The following is a 26,218-nucleotide window of genomic DNA, read 5'->3' as shown; positions in this document are numbered from 1 at the left end:
GGTCCTGACCCTAGCCCTGATTACCGTAATGTGAATGAACCTGCATGCTGCTGCTTTCCGAAGACCAGACCCGTGATGCCCTGCCGTTTCCCGACCTGATAGATGCCCTGGCAGAAATGTTCCGCTCGGGTTGCGTTATGCCGACGCGGCATCATCATGACTTTGAAATTCCGGGCGAACCGGCCGGAACGATGCTCCTAATGCCTGCCTGGGTGCCGGGCGGGTATGCCGGCGTAAAGGTCGTGAATGTCGTTCCGGGGAACGCGGAGCGGAACCTGCCTGCGGTGCATGGACAGTATTTGCTGTCCGACGCCAGAACCGGCGAGATGCTGGCAATGATCGATGGCGGTGAACTGACTGCGCGCCGGACTGCGGCGGCCTCTGCACTGGCCGCACGCTATCTGGCACGGTCTGACGCGCGGCATCTGCTCGTACTCGGGACCGGCCGTCTCGCACCGAACCTGATTGCCGCGCACATGGCCATCCGGTCTATCGAACATGTCACGATCTGGGGACGGTCAAGGGAAAAGACAGCGCAGTTTGCCGGTGAAATGCAGGCGCAGTTTCCGATCGCGATAGAGGCAGCGGCCAGTCTGCGTGATGTGCTCGGCTCGGCCGACATCATCAGCGCCGCAACCCTGTCCAGCGAGCCGCTGATCAAAGGGGATCTTCTGAAGCCCGGAGCCCATGTCGATCTTGTCGGGGCTTTCAAGCCCACCATGCGGGAGAGCGATGACGACCTCATAAAGCGCGCGGAAATCTTCGTGGATACGCGTGACGGGTGTCTGGTCGAAGGCGGGGATATCGTCCAGCCGCTCCAGTCCGGGCTGATTTCGAAAGGCGATATCCGCGCGGACCTTTACGATCTGTGCCGCGGAAATCACGCCGGCCGGCAATCGGACGACGAAATCACCATGTTCAAGTCCGTGGGCGCTGCGCTCGAAGACCTGGCAGGCGCCATGCTCGCGTATCAAAGCACCGAGCACTGAGCGGCACGCGCAGGAAATCAGCCGAGTTCGAAGCTGGTGATGCCGTAGGTCTGGTCAAGCGGAAGGTCAGGCACGGGGCCGCGATACATGCGGTAGGTCTCGAATTCCGGTGACAGCTCATATCTTTCGGCCAGCAGAAGGGCGGCGGTATTCGGCTCCGGTGTGTCCAGGACGACGAATTGCCCTTTGACCTGTCCGGCAAGCGTCCGGAAAAGCGTATCGGCAATCTCCGGCGTGTCGGCGAATAGGGGCCCGATCTTGAACCCTTCATGACATGCCCGCAGAACGCCGTATCCCTTGACGTCGCCGTCTTCAATGAACGCGAACCCCTTTCGCGTTTCGAGCATGGGCGCGGCCCACTGTTTCAGAAAGGTTTCGCGTTCTGCCGGGAAGAAGCGCTGGTCATACAGGTTGACCGCCGGAAAAACGCCGTGTCCGAGCGGTGCAATGCGCGGGTCCATGGGGACATCGCAAAGGGAAATCCCTGTGTGACGGATGTTCCGGTAAACGGATTTGAAGCCATGCTCGGCGTAACTGGCGGTCTGTTCGTTCACCGCATCGAGCCCCATGAGCCTTGATCCGAGATGGGACATCGCCTCTGCCCAGATCTGGTGTCCGTAGCCCCGCGTTCTGTGTTCGCGCCTGCAGATATAAAAGCCGATGAAACCGAAGGCGTCGCCATAGCGCACTGCCGAGATGACCGTGATCAGTTCTCCGCCGATCTCTCCACCCAGAAATCCCTGCGGGTCCGCTGCATAAAAAGCCGGACCGTCCTCGATTCCCGGGTTCCAGCCCTCCTGCATCGCCCAATCGAGTGGAATTCGGATTTCGGCTTCGCTCAGGTGCCGGATTTTGAGGTCTGTGGTCATGTAATTTGTGCCCGTCGGGTCATGAATCGGCAGGATCGCATGCCGCAAATACAGCAATTGCCCTCGCATTTATCAACGGATATTGAGCGTTGAAAATCAAAAAGTCGGGTGTTTAAACCGATCGCGCGCTTGCCTAGCCTGTGCAAGTGTGCATCACTTTACTCAAGGTAATTTACGACTAGTCTGATCCTTGGGGCGGATCGGCAAAGCTGTGAGCTTCGTCACAGCCTGATTTCAAAATATCTGCGATGTTACGCTGCCTGACATAGCGCTGAGGACGATATGCTTAAACGGAAAAACCTGCCGGCTTTGAAGCGGTCTGCAAAGGAGAGTGTGACGGGCCCGGTCACAAGCTTTCGCCGTGCCATGCGGGGCGGCGCAATCGGCCTCACCTTCGGCGTGCTGGCGGTTGTTACGCCGGCATTGGCATCGACGGCTGACGATCCCGGGCGACGGGTTGCGCTGGTGATTGGAAACCAGGACTACGAGTTCGTCGAACCGCTCGTGAATCCGCTGAACGACACGAAGGAAATTACGCGGGTTCTGCGCGAAGCGGATTTTGACGTGACCGTCGGTACCAACCTCAGCAAGAAGGAACTGGAAAAGGTCGTCCGGAGGTTCCTGCGCGAACTCAACGACGGCGACACCGCGCTTTTCTATTATTCCGGTCACGCGCTTCAGGTCGGCGACTCGAATTTCCTGCTGCCGGTCGATGCCAAGCTGGCGTCCCAGTACGATCTGGAGTTCGAAAGCCTCAAGGTCTCGCACCTTCTGGACTACATGAAGGCAGCGTCCAGCCTGCAGATCGTCATGCTCGACGCGTGCCGCGACAATCCGTTCGAAATCGGAAGTCTGTTCTGGGGCGAAGAGGAATACGCCCTTGGCAAGACCCGCGGTCTGCGCAGAATCCCGAACAAGCTCGGCAGTTTCATTTCCTATGCGACGCGGCCCGGACAGGTTGCCTATGACGGAGAGGGGCCCATGAGCCCGTTCACGTCTTCCGTCGTCACAAATGCGCTGGATCCGTCTCTTGAGATCAAGGACCTGATGACCAAGGTCCGCGATGAAGTCGTGCGCAAGACCGGCGGCCAGCAAATTCCGTACGAAGATTCGACACTTGTGACGAATTTCTACTTCGTGCCGCCGAAGCCGGAGCCCATCGTCACCGCGCATCACCGGGTCAGTGTTCCACTCACCAGCGACGCGAGCCCGCTCTCCATACCCGAACCCGTGCAGCCGGAAGGCGGCGCGATCGTTGCGACGCTGACCCTGTCTCCGGAAAAGGGCACGCTTCGGCTGCCGGACGGCAGGACCGTGGGCGAGGGTGATACACTGGATGCAACGGAACTGGCGAGTCTCGAGTTCCTGCCCGACGGGTCGGGAGCCGGCGATGTCGAACTTATCGGTTACCAGGTCAAGGATGATTGGGGGGGCTCGGCCTCGGCGATTGCCTCCATCACGGTTGTTCAATCGGCGCCGGCTCCGGACGATGGAGCAAGGGAACGCGAGCGCAAGGAACGCCTTGAACAACTGGTTGCCTGGCTTTCGCAGACATCCAAGGGCTCTGCGGTCGAGGCCGACATCGGTGTCGGCCCGGTGCAGGTCTATGCCGATGCGCCGGACGAAGGTTTGCCGGCGACGGATGATTGGCTGAAAGTGGTTTCGCTCGACAGTGACCTGCAGCTGTCTTCCGACGGGCGGCTTTTGCGCCCCGGAGACCGGTTTCCAATGTCCGGTCTGTCCACCTTGACCGTGCGTCCGCAAATCGGTTCGGAAACACAGGCACGACGGTTCACGCTCGAATTGCCGGCCGAAGCCGGAAGTGCCGGCGAAACGTTGACCCAAATCGTGCAGCCACGCGTGACCCAGTGCGATCAATTGGCGACGCAGCCATTCGATCTTCAGGCGGTCACTGAGGGGCGCCTGGCCAACGATATCGACTCGGCGGCGGTGGACAAGGCGTGTGCCGAGGCCATGACGGCGTATCCGGAGATCGGGCGTTTCGTGTTCCAGCGCGGCCGCGGTGCCTTTGCCGCGGGCGACCTTGCCAAGGCTGCCGACTACTTCCAGCAGGCCTACCAGATGGGCCATGTCCGCGCGGGCCAGGTTCTCGGCCGCATGTACTATCTCGGCGCCGGCCGGGACCGCAATCGCGAGAGGGCGGTCGAGCTCTACAGCAAGGCTGCCGAACGCGGGGACGCCTATGCGCTCCATTCGTTGGGCATGGCGCAGATCAAGGGCGAGGGCACCGAGCAGAACGAAAAGGCAGGTCTGGAAAAGCTGCTGCAGTCCGTTGAAGCCGGGCACACGTTCTCTTTCAATGCGATCGGCGGGTTTTACCTCAACGGCAACCATGTGGATGAAAACGTCGACCGCGCTGTCTATTACTACAATCGTTCCGCGTCCCGAGAGGACATCTACGGGTATCTGAACATGGGTACGCTCTACCGGGATGGACTGGGTACGCCGCAGGATTTCGACGCTGCGCTTGGCTGGTTCAAGAAGGCCCACGAAGGTGGCCATCCGGCAGCAGGCACCGCGATCGGTCTTCTGTACTTCAACGGCCAGGGTGTCGAAAAGAGCGCCGAAGAGGCGACCAGGTGGTTCCGCGAAAGCGCGAAGCGCGGCGATGCCTGGGGGGCCTACAACACGGCCTGGATGCTCGGACAGCAGTCCGGAGAAGCCGCAGGCCGCGACCGGATCCGAATGCTCGCGATGGCGGCCGTTGTCGATCCGTCCTCTTCAGCGGCCGGAAAAGGCCGCGAGGACCTGAAGGGCGCAAACAAGCGCCTGAAGGCGATGGTCTTGCAGCAGGCGCTCACCGATCTCGGCTTCGAGCCGGGACCGGTCGACGGCCAGCCCGGGCGCAAGACCAGGGATGCGTTGAACAAGTTTTTCAGCAGTTCGGATCTTTCGCCTGTTCAAGGCGACGAGGCCCTGATTGCCCTTGTGAAGTATCAGTGGGAACAAAGCCGTCCCAGATATGATTTGTTCTGATTTCTTAAGGAGGAATAGATGAAACACATTAGACTAGCATTGCCTTCAGCAGGCTTGATGGCGCTGTTCCTCGCCGGGTGTGCGACACAGCCCACGGTATCGACCGGAGCGGATCCGGTCCCCGTGACACCTTCGGTGGCGACCACGACCTCGACTGCGCCTGCAGCCACACCGGCGGCCGCGACCCCGGTTTCGGATCCGATCAATGACCCGCTCATCCGCGACAACGACAATGGCGGCGGCGGTGGCGGCGGCGGTGGCGGACCGGGCGGCGGCGGCGGCGGCTCCTGGGGCTGATCACGCACCACTGGTGAGGCTGCTCATGTACGTGTTTTCGAAAGTGGCCCTGGTGTTCAGGGCACTGCGATCGCTTTGCTGCGCGTTACCGCTGCTCTTCGTCTTCAATCCGGTTGAGGCAGGAGAGTGGCGGGCGCTGGTGATCGGGATCGACGCCTATGAACATGTTTCACCGCTCAAGGGCGCCGTGAACGATGCCAGGGACATTGCGGAAACGCTGCAGGCCGCTGGTGTCGAGGACCTACAAACCCTTTACGACGGTGCCGCAACGAGAGATGCCATCCTGACTGCCTGGCAGGGGCTGATCGAACGGTCGGCAGAGGACGATGTCCTCGTGCTGTCCTATGCTGGGCACGGAGCGCAAGAAGAGGAATGGGTCGAGGGTTCGGAAGCTGACGGACTCGACGAAGTGTTTCTTCTCGCGGGATTTGATGTTTCCGCGCCGGGAAATGCGGAAAGACTGCGCGATGATGATCTCTCGGCAATGCTCAGGGCGGCCGGTGATCGGAGCGTGCTCGTACTCGCCGACAGTTGTCACTCCGGCACGATGACGCGATCCATCGACCCCAGGATCGTCCGGCTCGGCACGCGGCTCGTCGGATTGCCGCCCTTCGAAAATGACCTCTTGAGATCACGTCCGGGCCATCCCTTGCTGCAGCGGCAAGAAGGTGACGGGTCCGACCTTCAGGACCTCGCCAACGTTATCTATGTCGGCGCGACGGTCGACGGCCAGGTGATCCCCGAACTTATGATCGCGGGCGAACCCAGGGGCGCTTTGAGCTGGTCCTTTGCGCGCGGTGTGGAGGGTCGGGCCGACCTTGACCGGGACGGCGGCATTTCGATGGAAGAACTGACCCTGTTTCTCAAGGAAACCGTTCGTGTCGCGACCGAAGGCCGGCAGACGCCGAGCCTGACGGTTGGCGGCGGCTCGCGGGCTGCGGTTCTCCCGCGGGTCAAGGACAACATCCTGGCACGTGGCGCGACCGGACTGACCATCTCGGCCAGCACGGACATAGCACTTCCGGTTCTGAAGAACCTCAAGGCGCGTCACGGCGGTGCCGTTGAGATTGTCGACGATGGAAATGCCGACCTTTTCTGGGACGTGGAAGAAGGCGATGTCCTGACGAAATTCGGAGATATCGTGCTCCGCAACAGCGCCGGGAATGCCGACCGCTTTTCGCAAGTTGTCTCCAAATGGCTTTTCCTGTCGGAACTTTACGCACTGTCGCGCGAGCGCAAACCGGTGGAAGGCACCCTGCGACCCGCGGTTGGTCATATCCCCGAAGGCTCGCCGCTCAAGGTAGGGCTTCGGTCCGACGAAGGCGGCTTCATGGCCGTGTTCGCGCTGGAGGCCGACGGCACGGTACGTCTGCTCGCACCGAACAGGAAAGCGGATCCTTTGGGCGAGGATACCAAACTCGTGGCGGATGCGCCTTACGTGCTCAATCTCCGCGCCGCATTGCCGTTCGGAGCCGACCATATCGTGCTGATTCGATCCCGTGAAACCATGCCGCAACTGGTTGGCGTGCTGTCCGCGATGGAGGGCAGGCCCCTGGATCCAGCCCTTGCACCCAAATTGCTGAATTTGATCGGAAATTCTGCAGAGGCGGTCGGCATAACCGGGGTCTATACCGAACCTGCGGGCTAGGTCCTGCTTCCCAATTCGCGTTTATGTGACCAAGGCCACATTCAATTCGCGATTTTCTGGTATCATTGCTTCAATTGGCGACACGACTCCGAGTGGGTCTGTGCGCAAAAACCATTGACCCTGGAGACCGTCATGAAAGATTTGTTTAGTCGATTTGCAAAACGAAGTCTGAAACCGACCGGTTTGGCTGCCGCATTCGGCCTTGGCACGATCGTATCCGGTGCCGCGCTTGCAGATCCTGTTGCGCTTGTCCTTGATCGGTCCGAAGGGGTATCTGTTTCGGCCTTTTCGGAGCTGATGCCGGGTGACGTGGTTGATCTTGGTGCATCGGGACACGTGGATCTTCTGGACTATTCCGCTTGCCAGGAAGTGCGGATCAAGTCAGGGACCCTGACGGTGTCCTCCGACGGCTTCGCGATCGACGGCGGTGAAGAAAAGGTCCTGCGTGCGGGCAACTGCCTGCAGGCCGACAGCGGAACCAGCTCGAGCACCGCGGACAAGGGATTGACCGTAACCTTGCGCGGGCTGACGCTGGAAAACAAGAAAGCCGCTTCGCTGATGCTTCGTTTCGATGACAAGGCGAAGGACCAGTACGGCTCGGTCTTCGTCTCCTTTGGCGGAGGCGAACCGAAACGGTTCGACGTGCTCGACAATATCGTCACCGAAATGCCGGAGCGCGACAGCGATGACGATGCTGTTGAAGTCGAGCTTTTCCTGCAGGGAAAAGCGCCGGACTTTGGCGTTGAGATGCGGAAGATTACCATCGATCCGGCTCAGGTTGGCCGCAAAACCGCGGTCGTCCTCGTGAAATGAAGCCAGGTGGCCGAATCGCCGATTCGGCCCTCGGCCGAAAACAACTGGTCCTGCTGATTGCCGTTGTTGCATCCTTGGCCGGACTGGTCGTCGGCCTGTCGGCGAACAAGGCAATCTGGGAAGGCTGGGTGACGGACCGGCTTTTCCAGCTGCGCGCCAATTTCATCCAGTCCGGCGAAACCGCATCGGCGCCGGTTGCCGTGGTGGGCCTGGATCAGGCTTCACTTGATTCCGAACGCCTTTCCCGCATTCCCCGCGTCTTGATGACCCCTGTGATGGCCGAAGCCGGGCAAGCCGTGATTGACGCAGGCGCGACGGCTGTCGGCTTTGATTTCGTCTTTGCCTACAGTGCCGACTCCTTTGTCGATCCGAGCACCGGAGAAGCGCGGTTGAGCGGCTTTGACAGGCCGTTTCAGACCTTTGCCTACCGGAACCGGGGCAAGGTCTTCATAGCGCATACCGAGATCGGCGTGCCTCACCGCAGTTTCACCGCGGCGATCGGTGCCGGGGGCGTCCGTTCGGTGATCGTGTCGACCGACAACGACGGCATCGTGCGCAAACATACGCCGCAGCTTCCGCTCGACGATTCTCCACACCTCATCGACGCTCTTCTCGGGGCCGCAGGATCCGACGTGTCGGAAGCATTCGTTTCAATCCCGGATTCAAGACTTGCGACCTCCTTGCCGTACATGTCCCTGATCGACGTCCTGACGCTGAGCCAGAGCGAGGAAGGACGCGCGGCACTGAAGGAGTTTTCCTCCGGGCGGATCGTTCTTTTCGGCGGTTTGCTGCCCTTTGAGGACGAGCATCTCTACTCGGACCGCTTCCTGCCGCACGTCTCCGCTGCAGACGTTGAAACCGGCCCCGGCGGCAGACCACGCGTACAGCCGCAGACCGCGGGTGTCTTTATCCTGGCCGACGTGATCGGCGCCGCGCTTTCCGACCGGTATGCCGTTGCGCCGCCACGCGGGCTTCTGACGGCATTGTCGTTCGCCTTCGCGATTGCCGGCGCTGTCGCCGGCCTTTTCCTGCCTCTCATGGTCTTGCCCTTAATCGCCGTGTTTGGCATCGCGGCGGGCATTGGCGTGAGCCTTGCCGGTCTGGAGGCGGGCATCCTCATTGCTCCGGGTGTCGCGCCGGTCAGCTGTGTGATGGCCATGGTCACGGCGGCCGTCGGCAAGGTGAGCATCCTGCAGCGCCGCCAGAGGTCGCTGGTCAGGCTGTTCGGCCACTATCTTGCGCCCGACGTCATCAAGCACATGGCGACCTCGGAACAGCTGCCGGAACTCGGTGGCGACACAAGGCACGTCGTTGTCGCGTTTATCGACATTGTCGGCTTCACCAAGATGTCCGAAAAGCTGGCTGACCGCGACGTCGTGCGCGTCGTCAATGCCTGTTTCGACAGGATCGGACAGACAATCACGAAACATCAGGGGTACATCGACAAGTATATCGGCGACGCGATCATGGCGGTCTGGAACGCACCCAACACGGTCGACAATCCCGAACAGTCCGCCGTCGATGCCGCGCATGAGATCATTGCGAGCCTCGACGAGATCAAGGAGATCACCGGAGAAGCGGGACTTGATCTCCGGATAGCCCTGAATGCCGGTCCCGTTCTCGTTGGCGATATCGGCGGCGAGCACCGGCGGTCTTTCACGGTCATGGGGACGACGGTGAACACGGCCAGCAGGGTCGAATCCGTTGCCAAGGACAAAAAGGTTCGACTGGCGCTCAGCCAATCGGTCGCGGACGGATTGCCCAAACGGTACCCGCTACAGGAAATCTGGACAGGCCAGCTGCGGGGATTGAGCACGGAGATCGCTGTCTACACGCTGGATGTCCCTGAAATATATATGGAAAAGAACCCGGCTTCTTCCGATGATGAGAACCGGCAGCCAAAATCAAATCTTCTCGAGTTTCCGCGCTGACCGCTTTTTGCCGCGTATCGAAGCTGCCGTTTTGCATCTGATGGCTTCATCCTGCATGATCGGCCCTGCAGCTGAAAACCAAGAGAAACTGCTGTAGCCAAAGGTGAGCGATGGTTCAGTGGTCTGACAATAACAGCCACGGTGCACACAGACCCGAATTTGACCGGACGGTAATCCGCCCTGCGGGGAAGCCTGCAGCGCCGCCTGCGGCACCGGCGCCTCAGGCGAGGCCGCAAGCGCCTCAACCCAGGAGCGATAAGCGCGCGAGTTCACCCATCGTGGTTTACGGGATACTCGCTCTTTCGTTCCTGGTCATCGGTGGCGGCATCGGCGGGATCGCCCATCTGGTATCATCGGGCGCAATCTCGCTTTCGGCACCCGAAGATGCTGTCGGCGGGCAGGCGGACGCACCGCTGGTCGCAGATATCGAAGCGGACCAGAACGTGGATGATGACGACGTGGCGTCTGCGGACCAGCAGGACGACGCGAACCCCGCTGACAATTTGGCTGCGACCGACGACGGGACGGGTGAAGACCTGGACGTTCCCGCCGATCCTTTCTTTGACATGGCGGTGTCTGCCGTCATTCCGCTCGCCGGCGACCCGGTGTTGTTGAATGACGGTGCTTCCGCCGAACGGATTCAACTGTCGGAACGGGCCATTCCGGAGACGTCCAAGACCAGCGGCGTCACGGCCTTGCCCGCGCTGAGCGCATTTGTGCTCGACAGCCGGATGTTGAACGACGACGGGGATCTCGTGATCCGCGCGCCGGGCAGCGAGGCGGACTTCCAGTTCGGCAATTTCGGTGGCGGCGAGGAGAGTGACGGCCTGGTCGTGGATGAACCGGAACCGGTCGACGATACCGGCGCCACCGATCTTCCGGTATTCCTGAAACCGTCGACGGACACGCTCGATCTCTATTTGACCGAACGTCCGATCGGACAGGGCCCCAGCCGGATCGAAGTGCGCAAGGCGATCACCAAAACGGTTCCGGTTGGCACGCTTTTGAAAGACAACGGGTTCGATGAGGAGGTTTCCAAGCAGCTGCAGGAATTCCTGAAGCTTGAATTCGACCGATCCGATCTGATCGCGGGCGACAAGATCGCGATCCGTGGCGTGAGGATGCCGAACCGGGTTGGCCGGATCGGGGATTATTACAGGCCTGTGCAGCTGTCGCTCTACTCGGCTGATGGTTATGTCGGAACCGCGGCCTACTCCGCCACGCGCGAGGGTGAGGCCTATATCCACGGGGCCGATCCCTGGTTCGGAAAGGAAATCGTACAGGACAAGGTCGCAGGCGACAAAAGCGATCAGGCAGGAAAGACGCATCGCCTGATCGACGGGCTTTACGCGACCGCGGTCCGCAATGCCGTTCCGGCGTCAATCGTCGGGGAGGCAATTGCCTATCTCGCGCCGACCACCGATCTGAAACGGGCGATCAAGCCGGATGAACGTTTCACGCTGGTGTTCACCGACATGGCTCGTGACGAGAAGCGTGGCGGTGGCCGCGTACTGTTTGCAGGTGTCCGCAGGGGCGATGACTGGTCCATCCGCTGTTACGTCCTCAAGGCACCGGGCAACAGGGGCTTTGCCTGCGTCAGCGAGGGCGGCAAGATCAGTCTTTCCGGCGCCATGCTGGTGCCGGTCAAAGGCGTCCTGACATCCAAATTCGGCATGCGGTTCCACCCGATCAAGAAGGTCTCACGGTTGCATGCGGGCGTCGATTGGGCGGCGCCCACTGGCACACCCATCCGGGCCGCATTTTCCGGCAAGGTCACCTACAAGGATGTGCGCGGCGGCTATGGCAACTTCATTGAATTGTCCCACAAGGACGGGATCACCAGCCGTTACGCACACATGCACGAGTATGCAGACGGGATCGAACTGGGATCGGTTGTCCAGGCCGGAGACCTGATTGGCTATGTCGGCACGACGGGCCTGTCGACCGGACCGCACCTGCATTTCGAAATCCGTCAGAGAGGGGAGCCCGCCGATCCGCTGTCTTTTGAAATGGAAACCGGCGCGGATGCCCCGCAATCCGTCGCCAGCAAGGACCTCAAGGCCTATCAGGGCGTGATCGGCGAAGTGCTGGCAGGCAGCCAATGAGGACCGCCGGCAGGTGCCGGTCTGAACCGGGCCCGGACGCTCTGGCCTGTCCCGCATTGAGCAGCAGATCCCGCATGTGAACGCGAAAAAATGGCGGTGCCGGAGCACCGCCACATACGCTTAGGGGCGTGTTAGGCGTCGCCTGCCGCGATCTCCAGACCGTCTTCACCCGCCGTGATCGCCACGGAAGTAAGTTCCTCTCCGTTCATCTGAGCGGTCAGGAACGCCCTGGAGAGCTTGGGCAGGAGGTCGTTCGTCAGGATGTTGTCGATCATCCGTCCACCACTGTCCGGATCGCGGCACAGCGATACGATGTGCGCGATGACATCGTCCCCGAATGTCAGCTCCGCATCCCGGTTCTGCTTCACGCGCTTGACGATGCGGTTGAGCTGCAGGCGGATGATGAAGCCGAGCATGGACGGTGACAACGGATAATAGGGGATCGTCACGATCCGGCCGAGCAGTGCCGGGGGAAACACGTCCAGAAGCGCAGGTCGCAAGGCTTCCGCCAGTTGTTCGGCGTCGGGCGCATTCGGATCGGTGGCTGCCAGATCCGGGTCACTCGAGACCGGGGCGTCCAGCATGTGGCTTGCCGCATTCATGATCGTTTCCGTGCCGACATTCGATGTCAGCAGGATCAGCGTGTTGCGGAAGTCGATCTTGCGGCCCATGCCGTCTTCCATCCAGCCCTTGTCGAAGACCTGGAAGAAGATTTCATGGACGTCCGGGTGCGCCTTTTCCACTTCGTCGAGAAGCACGACCGAATAGGGTTTGCGGCGGACCGCTTCCGTCAGACGCCCGCCTTCGCCATATCCGACGTAGCCCGGGGGAGCACCCTTCAGGCCGGAGACGGAGTGTGCTTCCTGGAACTCCGACATGTTGATGGTGATCAGGCTGTCCTCGCCGCCGTAGAGCGTTTCGGCGAGTGCGAGCGCGGTCTCCGTCTTGCCGACGCCCGAAGGGCCGCACAGCATGAAAACACCGATCGGCTTGTCCGGATTGCCCAGCTGGGCGCGGCTGGTCTCGATCCGTTTCGCGATCATGGCGAGGCCGTGGGCCTGGCCGATCACGCGCTTGTTCAGGCTGTCCGTCAGGTTGAGGATGGTTGCCATCTCGTCCTGCACCATCCGGCCGACCGGAATGCCCGTCCAGTCCGAAATGATGCTCGCGACAGCTTCGTCATCGACATACGCATAGACCATGCGCTCGTCTTCGGGAATCTTGGCGAGTTCCGCGCGTTTCTCGTGCAGGGCGGTGCGAATGGCGTCTTCGTCTTCCAGGTCGACATCGAGATCAAGTTCGATGTCGTCGATCGAGACAAGTGCCGGCCCGTCATGCTCGGGATCCTCGATTTCCGCGCTTTCCGGATGAGGGGCGGGATCTCCGCCCTTGAGCTGCGACAGGGCAGCGTTCAGACGGCGGATCGCCGCCACAAGCCCGCGCTCGCGCTCCCATTCCTCCCTGACCTTCTCGATGTCGCCTTCGGTCGCCTCAATGGCCTCGTTCAGCGCATCCAGCTGCTCCTGATGCTCCAGGCCGAGTTCGGTGTCGTTCGTTAGCGCACTTTTCTCGGTTTCCAGGAAACCCTTCTTGGCCACGAGGTCGGACAGCTTGGCAGGCTGCGCCGCCTGCGAAATGTTCACCCGTGCCGAAGCCGTGTCCAGAACGCTGACCGCCTTGTCCGGCAATTGCCGCGCCGGGATGTAGCGATGGGAAAGCGAAACCGCGGACTTGACGGCACTGTCCAGGATGCGCACCTGGTGGTGTTCTTCCATGGGGCCGAGCAGGCCGCGCACCATCGCGAAACACTTTTCCTCATCCGGCTCATCGACCTGGACCGGCTGGAAACGCCGCGTGAGGGCAGGGTCCTTTTCGAAATGCTGGCGGTACTCCGACCATGTCGTGGCCGCGACCGTGCGCAGCGTCCCGCGCGCGAGCGCCGGCTTGAGCAGGTTGGCGGCATCGCCCGTGCCCGCCGCGCCCCCGGCGCCGATCAGCGTATGCGCCTCATCGATGAAGAGGATCGTCGGCACGATGGAGGCATGCACGGCGTCGATGACGGCGCGCAGCCGCTTTTCGAATTCGCCTTTCATCGACGCGCCGGCTTGCAGCAGACCGAGGTCAAGCGCGCACAGGCGCGTCCCGAGCAGGGCAGGGGGAACATCGCCGGCGACGATCTTTTGGGCGAACCCCTCGACGATCGCTGTCTTGCCGACACCTGCCTCACCGGTGAGGATCGGGTTGTTCTGTCGGCGGCGCATCAGGACATCGATGACCTGACGGATTTCTTCGTCCCGGCCGACGATCGGATCGAATTCCTCCGCGCGCGCCCGGGCGGTGAAGTCGACCGTGAACTGGGAAAGGGCATCCTCGCCGACGCCGCTGCCCGGTGCGGTTTCCGCGGGTTCTCCGCCGGGAGCCGCTGCGGCTTTCGGACCGGAGCCGTCGATCGGACGCGCGCCGACTTCGCTTGAAGATCCGGCGATCTTGTCGAGGTCGCGCGTGAGCACATCACGGTTCAGCCCCTCGAGCGCCGGCGAATAACTGCGGAACTGCCGCCACGTCGTCTTGTCGCCCATGGCCGCGATAAGCACATAGGCGGACCGGATCTTGTAGTCGCCGTAGCGCAGCGTTCCTTCGAACCACGCCCGTTCAAGTGCTTCCTGGAAGGGCGTCGCCATCGACGGAAGTTCGGTCTGATTGATCTTCAGGTCCGCGATCGCCTTCTGGAGGTCACCGTGGACGTCGCCGACATCAATGCCGAAGTGCCGCAGAATATGGACGAAATCGGTGTTCTCGTCGCGTGCGAGATAATAGAGCCAATGAAGGATTTCCAGGTGCCGGTGACCGGAACTTTTGGTGAGCCGCATGGCTTTTTCGAGACAGTCGTAGCTGACTGTCGTGAGTTTGTTGGCAACTGTTTCAACCAGAATGTCACTCATGGCACCGGCCTTTCAAATTGGAGACCTATTGATAAACGGTGGTATGCCGACGAACCGGCCGGAACCGGGTATCGGTCAACATTTCTTCTTCGTCGTCGAGTGCGTCGTCCTCCGCCGGAGCAGCGTCAACAGGCTTCAGCCAACCGATATGGCCGAGCGTTGCGGAACTGGTGCTGTCCATGCGGACGGAAGAGGCGCATCTCTTCGGAAGCGCAAGTTCGATTTCGTACTCGATCTCCAGTCCGAGATAAAAATCGATGAGATCGAAAAGCTGCTCGGTCCAGGGATTGGGCCGTGTCCGCGTTGGCGGCAAAAACTTGCGATATTCGTCAAGCGAACTTGTGAAGATCCGGATCCGGACCTTGTCGCTGACGCTGTAGACCTTGGAGCCGACGATCGTATCCATGCCCAGCTGTCCGCCGCCACCGGGCCCCAGACCGCCAATACTGAGCTGGTCATCGGGGTCAAGGTGCAGCCACGTGCCCACGCACTGGTCAATCTCGACTTCAACGCCAAACACACCGGTGATCAGGGCTTTCAATCGTGCGGCGCTCTTGACCTTCGTGGAGGTGAGGCCCGCGAACAGCAGTTTGATCCGGTCGTCGATCCCATCCAAATCCCGGTAGATTGGGCTGCCGATACCAATGCTCGACCCGAGATAGGACAGGAAGCGGTCATCGTCCGGGCGGTCGTGCTGTACAATCGGGCGCGCATCGGCCCAGGCTCGGAAAAACAGTTGAACGAAGCGGTTGTTGAAGACATCCAGGAATCGCGGGAAACTGTCGTCGCCCTGCAGGCCGCGCACGATGGCTTCGTCGGTATATGCCGAAGGCAGCGCTCCATGCGGTCCCAGGAAGCCCAGGAACTTTTCAAGCAGAACAAGACCATCATCCGCATCGCGGGTGGCGCGTTCAATCGTCGACGTCGCGAATTCACCGGTCGGATCCTGCCCGAACCGGACGATGTCTTCCATTGTCCGTCGGCTCTTGCCGATGCGGGGAGGGGCTGGTTCGTCGAGCTTCTTCGGCCCCATGCCGGACTGCGCGCCGCCTGGTCCCGTCTGACCCTCCAGCATGCGCAGCACCGCCAGGAGATCGTGGCCACCCGGGTGTTTCTGCACACGGTCGCTGAGTGCGGCCAGCAAGGATGCGAATTGCTGTTGCACCGGAACTTCTATCCTGGCTTCCTCGACAGGTTCCGGGTCTTCTTCTTCCGGATCTTTCAAGTCCTCTTGTGACGGCTGCTCCTCCGCCTCCGCAACAAGTTCTTCCGTCTGGTTTTCTTCCGCCTGTTCGACACCTGGCTCCAGAGAAGAAGGCGTCTCGATCGTGTGCGATATGATCGTGTCGGACTGGATTTCTTCTTCCGTGAACAGCGCGGTGTCCGGTTCGGTTTGGAGCGCCTCTTGTGAAAGCTCGGCGACTTCGCCGCTTTCATGCGAAGGCGTTTCCTCAGGCTCTGAAGGGCTGTCCGGCCAGACGGAAGGGGCAGCAGCCACCTGCACGATCGTCTTGTCGGCGGCCGGCTTCTTGCCCTTCGGAACGACTTTCGTCTTCTGGTCGTCGTCGTCAGCGTCGCTCATAGGATCCCTTGTGCTCCGATCCTGGGAGGCCATCTCATGATGACGCCGCGTTCCGTGGTGGCGATCACGCACTGGGTGAAATGGTTGATGGACGCATATTCGGCAATGAAGCGATCAAGCACGGCCCCCATGAGAAACGCACTGGCGCCTTCGAATGCCTTGTCGTCAAGCGTGATCGTGACTTCCAGTCCCCGCGCCACGCCGGTTCCGGACTTTTGCTGCAGCCGCCGCACGACGGGCCGCGTCGACACGGATCGAACCGACTGGGCCTGGCGATCCGCGGCATTGTCGGCGAGCGGTGCGAACAGGCTGAGGATGTCCCTGAAGGACCGGCCGTCCTGCCCGGCGGCATCATGCACAAGGCCGGTATGGTTGAGCGCCAGCACGTTGATCAGCCGCCAGGCAATCGCCCCGGCATGTCCTTCTTCGCCGAGCCGTTCGTTATAGGATATGAGAGGCGGGCGCGGCTGCGTCGGACCTGCAACGCAGTCGACCTTCAGGCTGACGTCTTCCAGGATGCGGAAGTCACCGATCGACGACTTCTCGGGGTTGCTGCCGACGGGAAGCTCCGCCGCCAGGGCCCGGTTGGAAGCCATGACCTTCAGGGAGAGTTCCGCCAGGCGCTTGTTTCCGGTTTCCAGCAGCGCGGCAGCCTGCGCACCGCTCGAAATCATGATGAAGGTTTCCGTTCCGATATAGGAACTCGGCTGCATTCTTCTCAGCTCGCTGGAAGACTGCCGGCGGGGCATGCGCCGGATCGTGTAGAACCATTCGTGACCGGCTTTTTCCGTGTCGGGCGCGACGCTGTAGAGCGGTTCCACGGATCGCTTTTCACCGCCGGAGAAATGGGCATTCACCTCTGTAACGGCGTGGACTTCGTAGTCGAGCGGGCGGGTCCGGTCGGTGATGACGGCAAATTCGTGCTGCCCCTTCTTGATCGGAACCCGGTCGGTCGCGCGTTCGAACAGGTTGACTGCCGGCGCAGTGTGGAGCGCGAAGATCTTGTCCTCGACATGGGAGGGCAGGCGCGAATCCGCCTCATCGAACACGAACACGACCTCGAACGACTTCGCATTCACGCGGTCAAGATACTTCCGCAGTCCCGTCAGGCGGAATCCCAGGAAACTGCGCGGAAAGTTGAAGTAGTCCCGCAAGTGGTCGAAGCCGACGAAAAGCCGTCTGTCGTTGCGCAGCAACGCGTCGTTCTCGTCGAAACCGAGCTGGGTGACCGCATCCACCGGAAAGCGCTGAAGCGTCGCCTGTCCGAACGCGTCTTCGGTTCTGAGGTAGACCGCGATCGTATGACCGAAAATCTGCTCGTAAACCTTCGCGGCCAGATCGAGCGGGCCGACAAGCTGTATCGGCAATTCATCGATGCGGCATCCGGCAACCTGGTATTCCGGCTTCTTCAGGGCTTCTTCTTCAGAGACCTCAAGTTCCGGGTCTTCCGCCATCCGGTGGGTCAGCTTGATCGCAAGCCCCGCGCGCACGCGTCGGTCTTCGGCCATCGCGGCCCCGAGCCCGGACACCTGGGCAGCGGAACTCAGATACCGTGCGCCGGTCAATTGGAGGGGGGTAAGCACGATCGGAGCAGACAGCGTGAACCGGCACCTGACTTCTCCCTGTCGTTCCCGGAAGACCGCTTCCATGGGAGCGTGCCGGTCTACCTTGATCCCGGCCCTGAGGTTCGCGTCGCCATATTTGGGAGTGACGCGGGCCAGCACCATGCAGGGGATGGGGGCAAGGGCTGACGGATAGAGCTGTTCGAACAGGTTGGAGGTGAACTCGGCAAACTCGTGTTTCATCTTCAGCTGAACCCGGGCTGCGAGGAACGCGGTGCCCTCCAGCAATCCGGACAGCATCGGGTCTGACCGGTCTTCCAGGAGCCCGCCCAGTCGCTCGGCAACGGCCGGGTAGGATTCGGCAAAGGCAGCGCCCTGCTCACGCAGATAGGTGAGTTCCTGATTGTAGAGGTCCAGAAATTCGCGGTTCATGCAGTCGCCCCGATGATCTTGATGCGTCCGAATGCCGGGTCGACATCCGCAATGAATTCACTTCCGATGCGGACCGGATCGCATCGTATTTCCGCCTTGATCAGAAACCGCACCTTGAACGTGTCGCTCTCGATGCTGTCGTCCCGGATGACCTGCAGCGTGCGCGGGTCCATGCGCGGTTCGAAACGAATGAGGGCCTCGCGGATGTCGTCTGCCAGCCGGTCGATCTTGATGGTGTCGACGACATGAACGGAAAGGTCGGGAAGGCCATAGTTCAGGATTGAACTCTCGACCTCGGGAAAATCGGAAAGGTCCTGCGTGGAATTGAGATTGACGGTATTCAGCAGGGCCTGAAGATCGCGGCGCACCTCCGACAGAAGCGTGTGCTCCGTGACGCCGTAGCTTCTGGAAAGTCGCCGTCCGGACTTGAGGTTCTTGCCCTTGCCCTCTTCTTTCTGGCGTTCCTGCGCAGCCCTGTACTCCGGGTCGTCCATGGCACGGAAGGCCCACATCAAAGGCGCGTGAATCTTCACAGTTGATTTTGCCATCGGCAATGCCCGGGAGGTAGCTGCTGTCAAGGTATTCCAGGAGGCGGAAAACGCGATGCGCCTTCATTTTCAGATCTTCGCCCCAAAAAGAACGGCTGCCACCTGTTTGGGTGGCAGCCGTTTCGGCAAATGCCTTACTTCTTTTCGTTCGCTGCGATATCCCAGGCGAACTCCGGTGTTGCACCCTTGGAGCCGTCCGGCTTCTGTTCGGTGTACATCACCTTGTATTCACCGAAGTTGATCGAGCAGTTGTAGGTGACCCGGTCTTCTGCTCCGCTGCCGCCGGTGGAAAGGCTCGAGATGATAAGATCTTTCATCTCGATCTTCAGGTACTCGAGCGGGTTGTCACCAGAAGCCTTGCGGCAACACAGCACGGCCTTGCCAATGTGTTTGCCGGTCGAAAGGTGGTTCAGCAGGGCCGTGAATTCCTTGCCGATATACATCACCAGGTTCATATCCTGGAAGTGTGCCTTACCGCCGCCAGAACCGGAACCCATGTGGGTGGTGCCGGACTGGGACGCGCCCCACGACCAGGACAGGATGTCAATTTCGTTCTTGTGAGTCTTGTCCTGAGACTCACCTTCGATACCATCAATTTTAATAAAGCAATCAGACTGAGCCATTTTGTTTAATCCTTTATTTGTTCAGGCCGGTCATTTCATCCGGCGCTGGGTTTCCAATACTTGCATCTAACTCAGACCTTCCGGCCCGAACCCCTGAGAGCTTACGCGTCTCGTTTAGACCTCCACCCGGTTGTCCCGGGTTGCACCTTTTCGGATGCAGGCCATTCGGACGGGTTGGCGCCCGAATGGCAGTCTTGTCGATCAGTTTCCGTCTTGCGGAATGCGAGAGGCAAGGCTCATACCGATATCCATGCCTTCAAGCTGATAGTGCGGACGCAGGAAGAACTGGGCTCTGTAGTAGCCGGGGTTTTCTTCGTCCGGAATGATGGTCACCTTTGCCTCGCGGAGCGGCTTGCGCGCCTTGGTTTCCTCTGTCGAATTGTTCGGATCACCATCGACGTAGTCCATGATCCAGTCATTCAGCCAGCGCTGCAGTTGCGGCGCTTCCTTGGTCGAACCGATCTTGTTGCGCACCATGACCTTCAGGTAATGGGCGAAACGTGTGGTCGCGAACATGTAGGGCAGCCGTGCGGACAGATTGTCCGAAGCCGTTGCATCCTTTCCGTCCGGACCGGAGAACTGACGGGGCTTGAAGACCGACTGCGCACCAAGGAAGGCTGCCTGGTCGGTGTTCTTGCGGTGGATCAGCGGGATCAGGCCAAGGCGCGAAATTTCATGTTCGCGGCGATCGGAGATCGCGATTTCAGCCGGACACTTCTGGTCCACGCCGCCGTCGTCGGTTTCGAAGACGTGGGTCGGCAGGTCTTCAACAAGGCCGCCGCTTTCCACGCCGCGGATGCGAACCGTCCAGCCGTACTCCTTGTAGGCACGGTTGATGTTGGTCGCCATCGCGTAGGCCGAGTTCATCCATGCATAGTTGTCGTGGCTGTCCTCACCGAATTCTTCCTCAAAGGCGAATTCCTCGACCGGGTCGGACTTCGCGCCATAGGGCTGACGAGCCAGCACGCGTGGCAGGGACAGACCGAGGTAGCGGGCGTCTTCGGATTCGCGAAGCGTGCGCCACTGGGCATGAATTTCCGTGTCGAACACCTTGGACAGGTCGCGCTTCGTCGGAAGTTCCGTCCAGCTTTCCATCTGCATGAGCTGCGGATCGGCTGCCGCCAGGAACGGAGCGTGCGCTGCGGAGGAAATTTTCGCCATGCCGCGCAACACGGTGATGTCCTGCGGCTCATAACCGAATTCATAGTCACCGACCAGGCATCCGTAAGGCTGACCGCCGAGCTGACCGAATTCAGCTTCGTAGATCTGCTTGAACAACGGGCTCTGATCCCACTTGGCACCACGATAGCTCTTGAACACCCCGGCGAGTTCCCGCTTGGAAATATTCAGGAACTGCAGTTTCAGGGACGCGTCGGTCTCCGAATTGTGGACCAGGTAATCAATGCCGCGCCATGCGCTTTCCAGCTTCTGGAACGAGGGCGCGTGAATGATTTCGTTAACCTGCGACGTCAGCTTCTCGTCGAGTTTCGCAATCATCTCGTCGATCGTGTCGTAGACGTCGTCCTTGATGAGTGCCTGGTCGGACAGAGCCTCCGCAAGGAAGGTCGACATCGCGTTGTCGACAAGTTCATTGGCGGTTTCGTTTTCGCTCTTGATGCGGAAGTTCTGCTTCAGGATGGAAGCGAATTCCTCAGGACTTTTTTCACCTGCAGCTTCCGCGGCAGCCGCGCCACTCGTTTGAGCGCTTGTGTCGGTGTTGCTCATTTATGCCTCCTCTTTGTCCCCGTCATCGGCACCGTCGCCCTTTGAAGCGGCGGTTTCGGCTTCCATCTTCTGAGCAAGGGCCTGCATCAGGGCCGGATCGCGGGTCAGTTCCTCAAGCTGGCTGATCGCCTGAACCCGGCCGTCCATCATGGTGCGCAGAGCGGCAAGGCTGTTGCGCGCATCAAGAAGCTTTTTGAGCGCCGGCACCTGTTCTGCAACTTTGCCCGGCGTGAAATCGTCCATGCTCTTGAACTTCAGCTGGACGCTCATCTTGGTGTTCTCTTCACCCGACAGCTTGTCTTCGACGGTGAAGGAGGTTCCCGGCTCGATGGCTTCCATGCGCTTGGTGAAATTGTCCATGTCGATATCCAGGAACTTGCGCTCGTCGACATCTTCCTTTTCGACGCCGGGGCTGTCGCCGGAAAGGTCAGCCATGATCCCCATCACGAACGGCAGCTCGACCTTCTGTTCCGCATCGAACGGATCTTCATAGAAGATGTGCACCCTCGGAGGTCTGTTACGCTTGATAAAGCCTTGCCCGCTATTTGATGCCATTTTACTTGCCTTTCGTGTTTCTGACCTCAGAAATTAAATCGAATATTGTCAAATGCCTGTAGAGCGTAGAATCGGTAGCGACGTTGCTTGCTGTTCATCGCGTCTGATGAACTTATATTTACTGCGTTTGCCGTAGAATTGAAGTGACGGCAGTCACATGTGTGTCGCTTTGAAAAATTTCCCCAAATATTGAGAACCCGTTGCGTCGTTGAGTCAAGGACAAGTGTGGGAACTCTAGGGAAATAAAGGATTTTTGCCGCAAGATGACCATGTCCGCCTCACTCCTCTTCAGGGCGCAGAAACAGGTTCAGGAGACCGGTGAACGATCCTGAACTCATGTTCTGGGCTTCTTCCAGCAGCATGGGAATCGGGCTGGTTGGCTCGTTTGCGGAATAGTAGCCCTTGACGGCTCCGATCCCGGTTATCGCGTCTGCCCGGTTCTCGATGACCAGCACGGAAAAGTCGTCGATGTCGCCGAGTTCCCGGTCTTCGCCTTCGTTGAGTTCGAGCAGCCGGTCATTGGAAAGCTGAAGTCCGCTTGCGCCGAGCAGCAGTGCGACTTCATCGAATCTCCTGGGCATGAGTATTTTCAGCGCATCGAGATAGGACTTGCCGACCAGCCCTCGTGCCTCGCGTACCAGGAACAGGGCTGGATGAGACGGCTCGCGTACCGAGAAATAGTCCTCAACGGCATCGAGAATCAGCTTTGCCTGCGCCGCATTTCTGATTTCCAGGTTGGACGTCGTTCCAGCGCCGGCGCTCGACGACTGGCTCGGTTCTTCGCTGTCTGATTTGGGCGAATCGGCGTCTTCTGCCGACATGCGACCGAGGCGAATATTCAGTTCGGTGTTGATGTCAGTGAGGAGTGTGACCAGGGCGTCGTAGTCCGGCGCCGACGCCTTGGCGTCAGCAGCCTTGAGTTTTTCAGCACAAGTTTCCGAGATGCCACGAAGTTCGTCAGGGAGTTCGGAGAGATCCTTGAGAACCTGTTCGATATCGTCCTGTTCAAGTTCGCCGGATGTCAGGGCCGCCTCGATAGCACCGAGTGAAATGGTATGTTCGTCTTCGCGTGCCGGAATGTCTCCGGTCGCAATCTTGATGGCACGGAAACTGATAGGGCCGCTCCGGCGCGTCTTCAGAAGGGGAGCGGCTTCAAGCGGCAGGATGACGGTCGGACGGCTGTTTAAAGATTCCAGCGCGCCGATGCGCTCCATGAAACCGAAATCGGCGTCCATCGGGTGAACCTCATCCCAATGCGCGTCGAGCAGCTTTCGCAAGATCCGGACAGAGTCGGCAAATTGTTGAAGCTGGCCACTCAGAAGTGAAAATTGTCCGAGCATCACCAGCAGCCGGATATCCCTGGACTGCTTGAGAAAGCCCTCCATCTGCTTGTAGATGTCGGAAAACTCGATTTCGGAACGATCGAAATCGGAGAACCGTTCCGGCAGCATCTCCTCGCAGGAGTCCATCAGCGCCGCGAAGGCCGGTTCCGTGTCGTAGAGGTCGGGTCCGCATCCGGCGCCGGGAGAGATTTCGACGCCATATTTCTCCGGATCGAAATTCATAGATCTGTGTGCCCCACTTCAAAAACCCTGCCGGAAAGACCCCGGCAGGGCAGCCGCCGCATCAGGCGTTATTCGAAAACCAGCTTGCTTTCGACACGTCTGTTGGCCGGATCATTGACGTCCGCGACTTTCGGGCGCGTCTTTCCGTAACCGACCGTCTTCAGCCTGTTCCTGCCGACGCCGAGCGAAACCAGATATTCGGTCACGGCCTGAGCCCGGTCCTCGGAAAGGCGCTGGTTGTAGTTGAGCGAACCGATGCCGTCGGTGTGGCCTTCAATGACAAAGACCGCACTGGCAAGTTCCGGGTCGGCAATGCCCTTGGCGAACTCTTTCAGATTCGCTCGCGCGGACGGGCTGAGGCGCGCCGAGGCGTATTCGAACGAAACGAGGAGATTGAAACCGGCATCGATGGCCTTTGTTTCCGGATCAACGACGAGCGTGTCCGTGCTCGCGGTCTCACTGGTCTGGCCTTCTGCGTTTTCAGGCTTCACGGCCACCTGGCCGCCTTCTCCCTTGGCGGCGTTGGGATTGCATTCATCCCGGGTGCCGATGCAAAGCGCGCGCGTCGCACCGGTCGGTTTCAGCGACCGGGTCTTGAGCTGCTTGAAGTGTTTGCTGACTTCGTCGGCCGAATAGGTCGCGTCCTGGGCAAAGGCAGTCCCGGAAGCAAATCCCGTTGCGGCAACCGTCAGCGAAAGCAGTGTGGCGGCCAGCACGGAACGTGGTTTGAACGAAGCGGCTTTGACTTTCACATTGCACACGCCTGAGACGATTTGGCGATGGGTCACGATCTCAATCCTCCCTTTCGGAGCTTGCGCGAGCGAACTCGCAGTGGATGTTGAAATATATCGTGCCATAACCTGAAAATATTAATGTGGTGCAAGTCACTAAAGTACGTTTTGATGTCAGTATGTCGATTTGTGGGGAATAAGCAAGAGGAGGAAAGCGTGAGATATTCGTGAGATAGTTAACAGTCTAATGTGATTTTTCTCGAGTCTTCTTGATTGCCGGGTTTAGTGCCAAACAACTCTTGGTAATTTTTGAATTCGGTGTTTAAATTTTTGCAATAACTGTGTTCCCTAGCACATCGGTTTCGTCAGATTCGTCATAAATGTAGGTGCAGATGCCTGTGACCGGCAGCCGTATTTAACCGCAGTTTTTTAAGGAGACTTCCGTGGCCACTGGACAACTCAGACAAACCGATCGGATGGCCGAACTCAAGTCGGTGTTTGGCGATGATGTGCTCTCCTTGGTAAAGCTTGAATGCGACGAGGGATTGAGCGACGAATTCGATATTCGCCTGGATGTCGTGAGCCAGGAGGAAGACCTGGATTTCGATCAGGCTCTTGCCACCCACATGACGGTAAAGGTCAAGACCAATAACGGTGATACCCGGTATTTCGACGGGCTTCTCACCAATGCCCAATGGCTCGGTCACAGGGATGGCTATTACCGTTACAAACTCACCCTGCGTCCATGGTTCTGGCTTCTGACCAAGAATTCCAACTGCAGGATGTTCAAGGACAAGTCGGCGCCGGACATTATCGCGGAAGTTCTCGGCGAACATGACTTTGCCGATTTCGAGAACAAGCTGACGGAGAGTTACGATCCGATTCACTACTGCGTCCAGTACAGGGAATCGGACTATGATTTCTGCTGCCGCATCATGGAGGAATTCGGCATTTCCTATTGCTTCGAGCACAAGGACGGCAAGCACACGATGATTCTCGCCGATGCCAAGTCATCCTACAGTCCGATCGAAGGTGATCCGAACATTCCTTTCATCGACTTGGGGGGAGACAGCCAGCGCGACGAAGAACATCTTTATCACTGGGTGGGCGGCCGCGCATTTCGCACCGGAAAATTTGCCATCAACGACTATGATTTCGAAAAACCGAGTGCTTCGCTGGAAGCGGACAAGGATGCCGGATCGTCGTACCGCGCCGGGTCGCTGGAAAAGTACGATTACCCGGGCCGCTACACGGAGAAGGACAAGGGTACGAAATACAGCGACATCCGTCTGCAGGCGGAGCAAGCCGGTGACAACCGCGTCGAGGCTGCCGGTGAGGTGCCGCGCTTTTACGCAGGTGGGCTCTTCACGCTGAAGGATCATCCGCACCAGCCGCAGAACAAGGAATATCTCATCATCCGCGCGAGCCACCAGATCATCGCCGAGAGCTATCGCTCGGTCGATGCGGGTGCTCAGGGTGAGGCCTATACGGGCACGTATGATGTCCTTTCTTCCGATATTCCGTTCAGAACCCCGGCCAACACGCCCAAGCCGCGCATTCCGGGGCCGCAGACGGCCAAGGTCGTCGGAGACGGCGAGATCGATGTCGACGAGTACGGTCAGATCATGGTCGAGTTCCACTGGGACCGGGACAAGACGCAGTCGCGCCGTGTGCGCGTGGCCCAGGTCGTTTCCGGCAAGAACTGGGGCGGCATGTACATTCCCCGCGTCGACCAGGAAGTCATCATCCAGTTTCTGGAAGGCGACCCGGACCAGCCAATCGTGATCGGAACGGTGTATAATGCGGACAACATGCCGCCTTATCCGTTGCCGGGCGAGAAGAACAAATCAGGCATTAAGACTGATTCGACCGTTGGCGGCGGCGGTTACAACGAGTTCGTCATGGACGATTCGAAGAACCAGGAAAAAGTTGGCATTCACGCGCAAAAGGACATGGAAACCGTCGTCGAGAACAACGACGATCTCCATGTCAAGAACGATCGCACGACCAAGATCGATGGCAACCGGACCGAGAAGGTCGGCGTCAACGTGACGGAAACAATAGGTCAGACCTGGAAAGTCAAGGCGGGAATGAAGATCGAGTTCAAGTGTGGCTCAAGCAAGATCGTCATGACCCCCATGGGCATAGAAATAAAAGCGTTGCAGGTTAAGATCCACGGCCAGATGCAACTGGATGCAAAAGGACTGTTCACGACTGTCGAGGGACAAGCCTTCAATACGATCAAGGGCGGTTTGGTGCTCATTAACTGACGCGACGCAGTGGCATTGAGCAGGATCGCAGACG

18 protein-coding genes are annotated in these 26,218 nt (G+C 59.5%); 8 read left to right on the top strand and 10 right to left on the bottom strand.

The features are described from left to right. Nucleotides 1–44: 44 nt before the first annotated feature. Entirely contained in the window at nt 45–989 is a 945-nt protein-coding gene (locus ACO08A_RS26510) for an ornithine cyclodeaminase family protein (protein ID WP_422038837.1), read from the top strand. A gap of 17 nt (nt 990–1,006) precedes the next feature. Here ACO08A_RS26510 and ACO08A_RS26505 read toward each other — a convergent pair whose 3' ends face one another. Then, nucleotides 1,007–1,858, bottom strand: coding sequence for a GNAT family N-acetyltransferase (locus ACO08A_RS26505; RefSeq protein WP_422038836.1), 852 nt, complete (start codon nt 1,856–1,858; stop codon nt 1,007–1,009). Between the two features lie 282 nt (nt 1,859–2,140). On the opposite strand from ACO08A_RS26505, the gene ACO08A_RS26500 reads away from it, so the two are divergent. The 6 genes from ACO08A_RS26500 to ACO08A_RS26475 all read left to right on the top strand — a co-directional run bounded on the left by ACO08A_RS26500 (nt 2,141) and on the right by ACO08A_RS26475 (nt 11,649). Then, a complete protein-coding gene (locus tag ACO08A_RS26500) occupies nt 2,141–4,855 on the top strand; it encodes a caspase family protein (protein WP_422038835.1) in 2,715 nt (904 codons plus the stop codon). An 18-nt stretch (nt 4,856–4,873) separates the two neighbouring features. Next, nucleotides 4,874–5,152 (top strand): hypothetical protein, encoded by a 279-nt coding sequence (locus tag ACO08A_RS26495; RefSeq protein ID WP_422038834.1) that lies wholly within the window; start codon nt 4,874–4,876, stop codon nt 5,150–5,152. Continuing rightward, a complete protein-coding gene (locus tag ACO08A_RS26490) occupies nt 5,061–6,800 on the top strand; it encodes a caspase family protein (RefSeq protein WP_422038833.1) in 1,740 nt (579 codons plus the stop codon). Before ACO08A_RS26495 ends, ACO08A_RS26490 begins: the two co-directional genes overlap by 92 nt. 132 nt (nt 6,801–6,932) lie before the next feature. Next, nucleotides 6,933–7,613, top strand: a complete 681-nt coding sequence (locus tag ACO08A_RS26485; RefSeq protein ID WP_422038832.1) for a hypothetical protein — start codon at nt 6,933–6,935, stop codon at nt 7,611–7,613. Further along, nucleotides 7,610–9,544, top strand: a complete 1,935-nt coding sequence (locus tag ACO08A_RS26480) for an adenylate/guanylate cyclase domain-containing protein (protein ID WP_422038831.1) — start codon at nt 7,610–7,612, stop codon at nt 9,542–9,544. The genes ACO08A_RS26485 and ACO08A_RS26480 overlap by 4 nt, the downstream gene beginning before the upstream one ends. A 278-nt stretch (nt 9,545–9,822) precedes the next feature. Continuing rightward, nucleotides 9,823–11,649, top strand: coding sequence for a M23 family metallopeptidase (locus ACO08A_RS26475; protein ID WP_422038830.1), 1,827 nt, complete (start codon nt 9,823–9,825; stop codon nt 11,647–11,649). A gap of 131 nt (nt 11,650–11,780) precedes the next feature. Here ACO08A_RS26475 and tssH read toward each other — a convergent pair whose 3' ends face one another. The 9 genes from tssH to ACO08A_RS26430 form a co-directional block, all read right to left on the bottom strand. Next, nucleotides 11,781–14,591, bottom strand: a complete 2,811-nt coding sequence (gene tssH, locus ACO08A_RS26470; protein WP_422038828.1) for a type VI secretion system ATPase TssH — start codon at nt 14,589–14,591, stop codon at nt 11,781–11,783. A gap of 25 nt (nt 14,592–14,616) precedes the next feature. Continuing rightward, the gene (gene tssG, locus ACO08A_RS26465) at nt 14,617–16,173 is read right to left on the bottom strand and encodes a type VI secretion system baseplate subunit TssG (RefSeq protein WP_422038827.1); all 1,557 of its coding nucleotides are present in this window, start codon (nt 16,171–16,173) and stop codon (nt 14,617–14,619) included. Beyond that, the gene (gene tssF / locus ACO08A_RS26460) at nt 16,170–18,167 is read right to left on the bottom strand and encodes a type VI secretion system baseplate subunit TssF (RefSeq protein ID WP_422038826.1); all 1,998 of its coding nucleotides are present in this window, start codon (nt 18,165–18,167) and stop codon (nt 16,170–16,172) included. Before tssF ends, tssG begins: the two co-directional genes overlap by 4 nt. After that, nucleotides 18,164–18,715, bottom strand: coding sequence for a type VI secretion system baseplate subunit TssE (gene tssE / locus ACO08A_RS26455; protein ID WP_422038825.1), 552 nt, complete (start codon nt 18,713–18,715; stop codon nt 18,164–18,166). The genes tssF and tssE overlap by 4 nt, the downstream gene beginning before the upstream one ends. Before the next feature lie 134 nt (nt 18,716–18,849). Beyond that, entirely contained in the window at nt 18,850–19,338 is a 489-nt protein-coding gene (locus tag ACO08A_RS26450) for an Hcp family type VI secretion system effector (protein ID WP_422038824.1), read from the bottom strand. A 201-nt stretch (nt 19,339–19,539) separates the two neighbouring features. Beyond that, nucleotides 19,540–21,063, bottom strand: coding sequence for a type VI secretion system contractile sheath large subunit (tssC, locus tag ACO08A_RS26445; RefSeq protein ID WP_422038823.1), 1,524 nt, complete (start codon nt 21,061–21,063; stop codon nt 19,540–19,542). Then, entirely contained in the window at nt 21,064–21,618 is a 555-nt protein-coding gene (gene tssB, locus ACO08A_RS26440; protein WP_422038822.1) for a type VI secretion system contractile sheath small subunit, read from the bottom strand. It abuts the gene before it with no gap. A 278-nt stretch (nt 21,619–21,896) separates the two neighbouring features. Continuing rightward, the gene (locus tag ACO08A_RS26435; protein WP_422038821.1) at nt 21,897–23,183 is read right to left on the bottom strand and encodes an ImpA family type VI secretion system protein; all 1,287 of its coding nucleotides are present in this window, start codon (nt 23,181–23,183) and stop codon (nt 21,897–21,899) included. 68 nt (nt 23,184–23,251) lie between these two features. Further along, nucleotides 23,252–23,971 carry an OmpA family protein gene (locus tag ACO08A_RS26430; protein ID WP_422038820.1) on the bottom strand — a complete coding sequence of 240 codons (720 nt, stop codon included), beginning with the start codon at nt 23,969–23,971 and terminating at the stop codon, nt 23,252–23,254. A 386-nt stretch (nt 23,972–24,357) separates the two neighbouring features. Between ACO08A_RS26430 and ACO08A_RS26425 the strand changes: the two genes are divergently transcribed. Then, nucleotides 24,358–26,184, top strand: coding sequence for a type VI secretion system Vgr family protein (locus ACO08A_RS26425; RefSeq protein WP_422038819.1), 1,827 nt, complete (start codon nt 24,358–24,360; stop codon nt 26,182–26,184). Nucleotides 26,185–26,218: the final 34 nt, after the last annotated feature.

It is taken from the genome of Roseibium sp. (assembly GCF_965232425.1).
GTDB lineage: Bacteria > Pseudomonadota > Alphaproteobacteria > Rhizobiales > Stappiaceae > Roseibium.
Note: the sequence above shows the minus strand (reverse complement) of the source record. Positions and strands in the feature narration are given on the sequence as shown.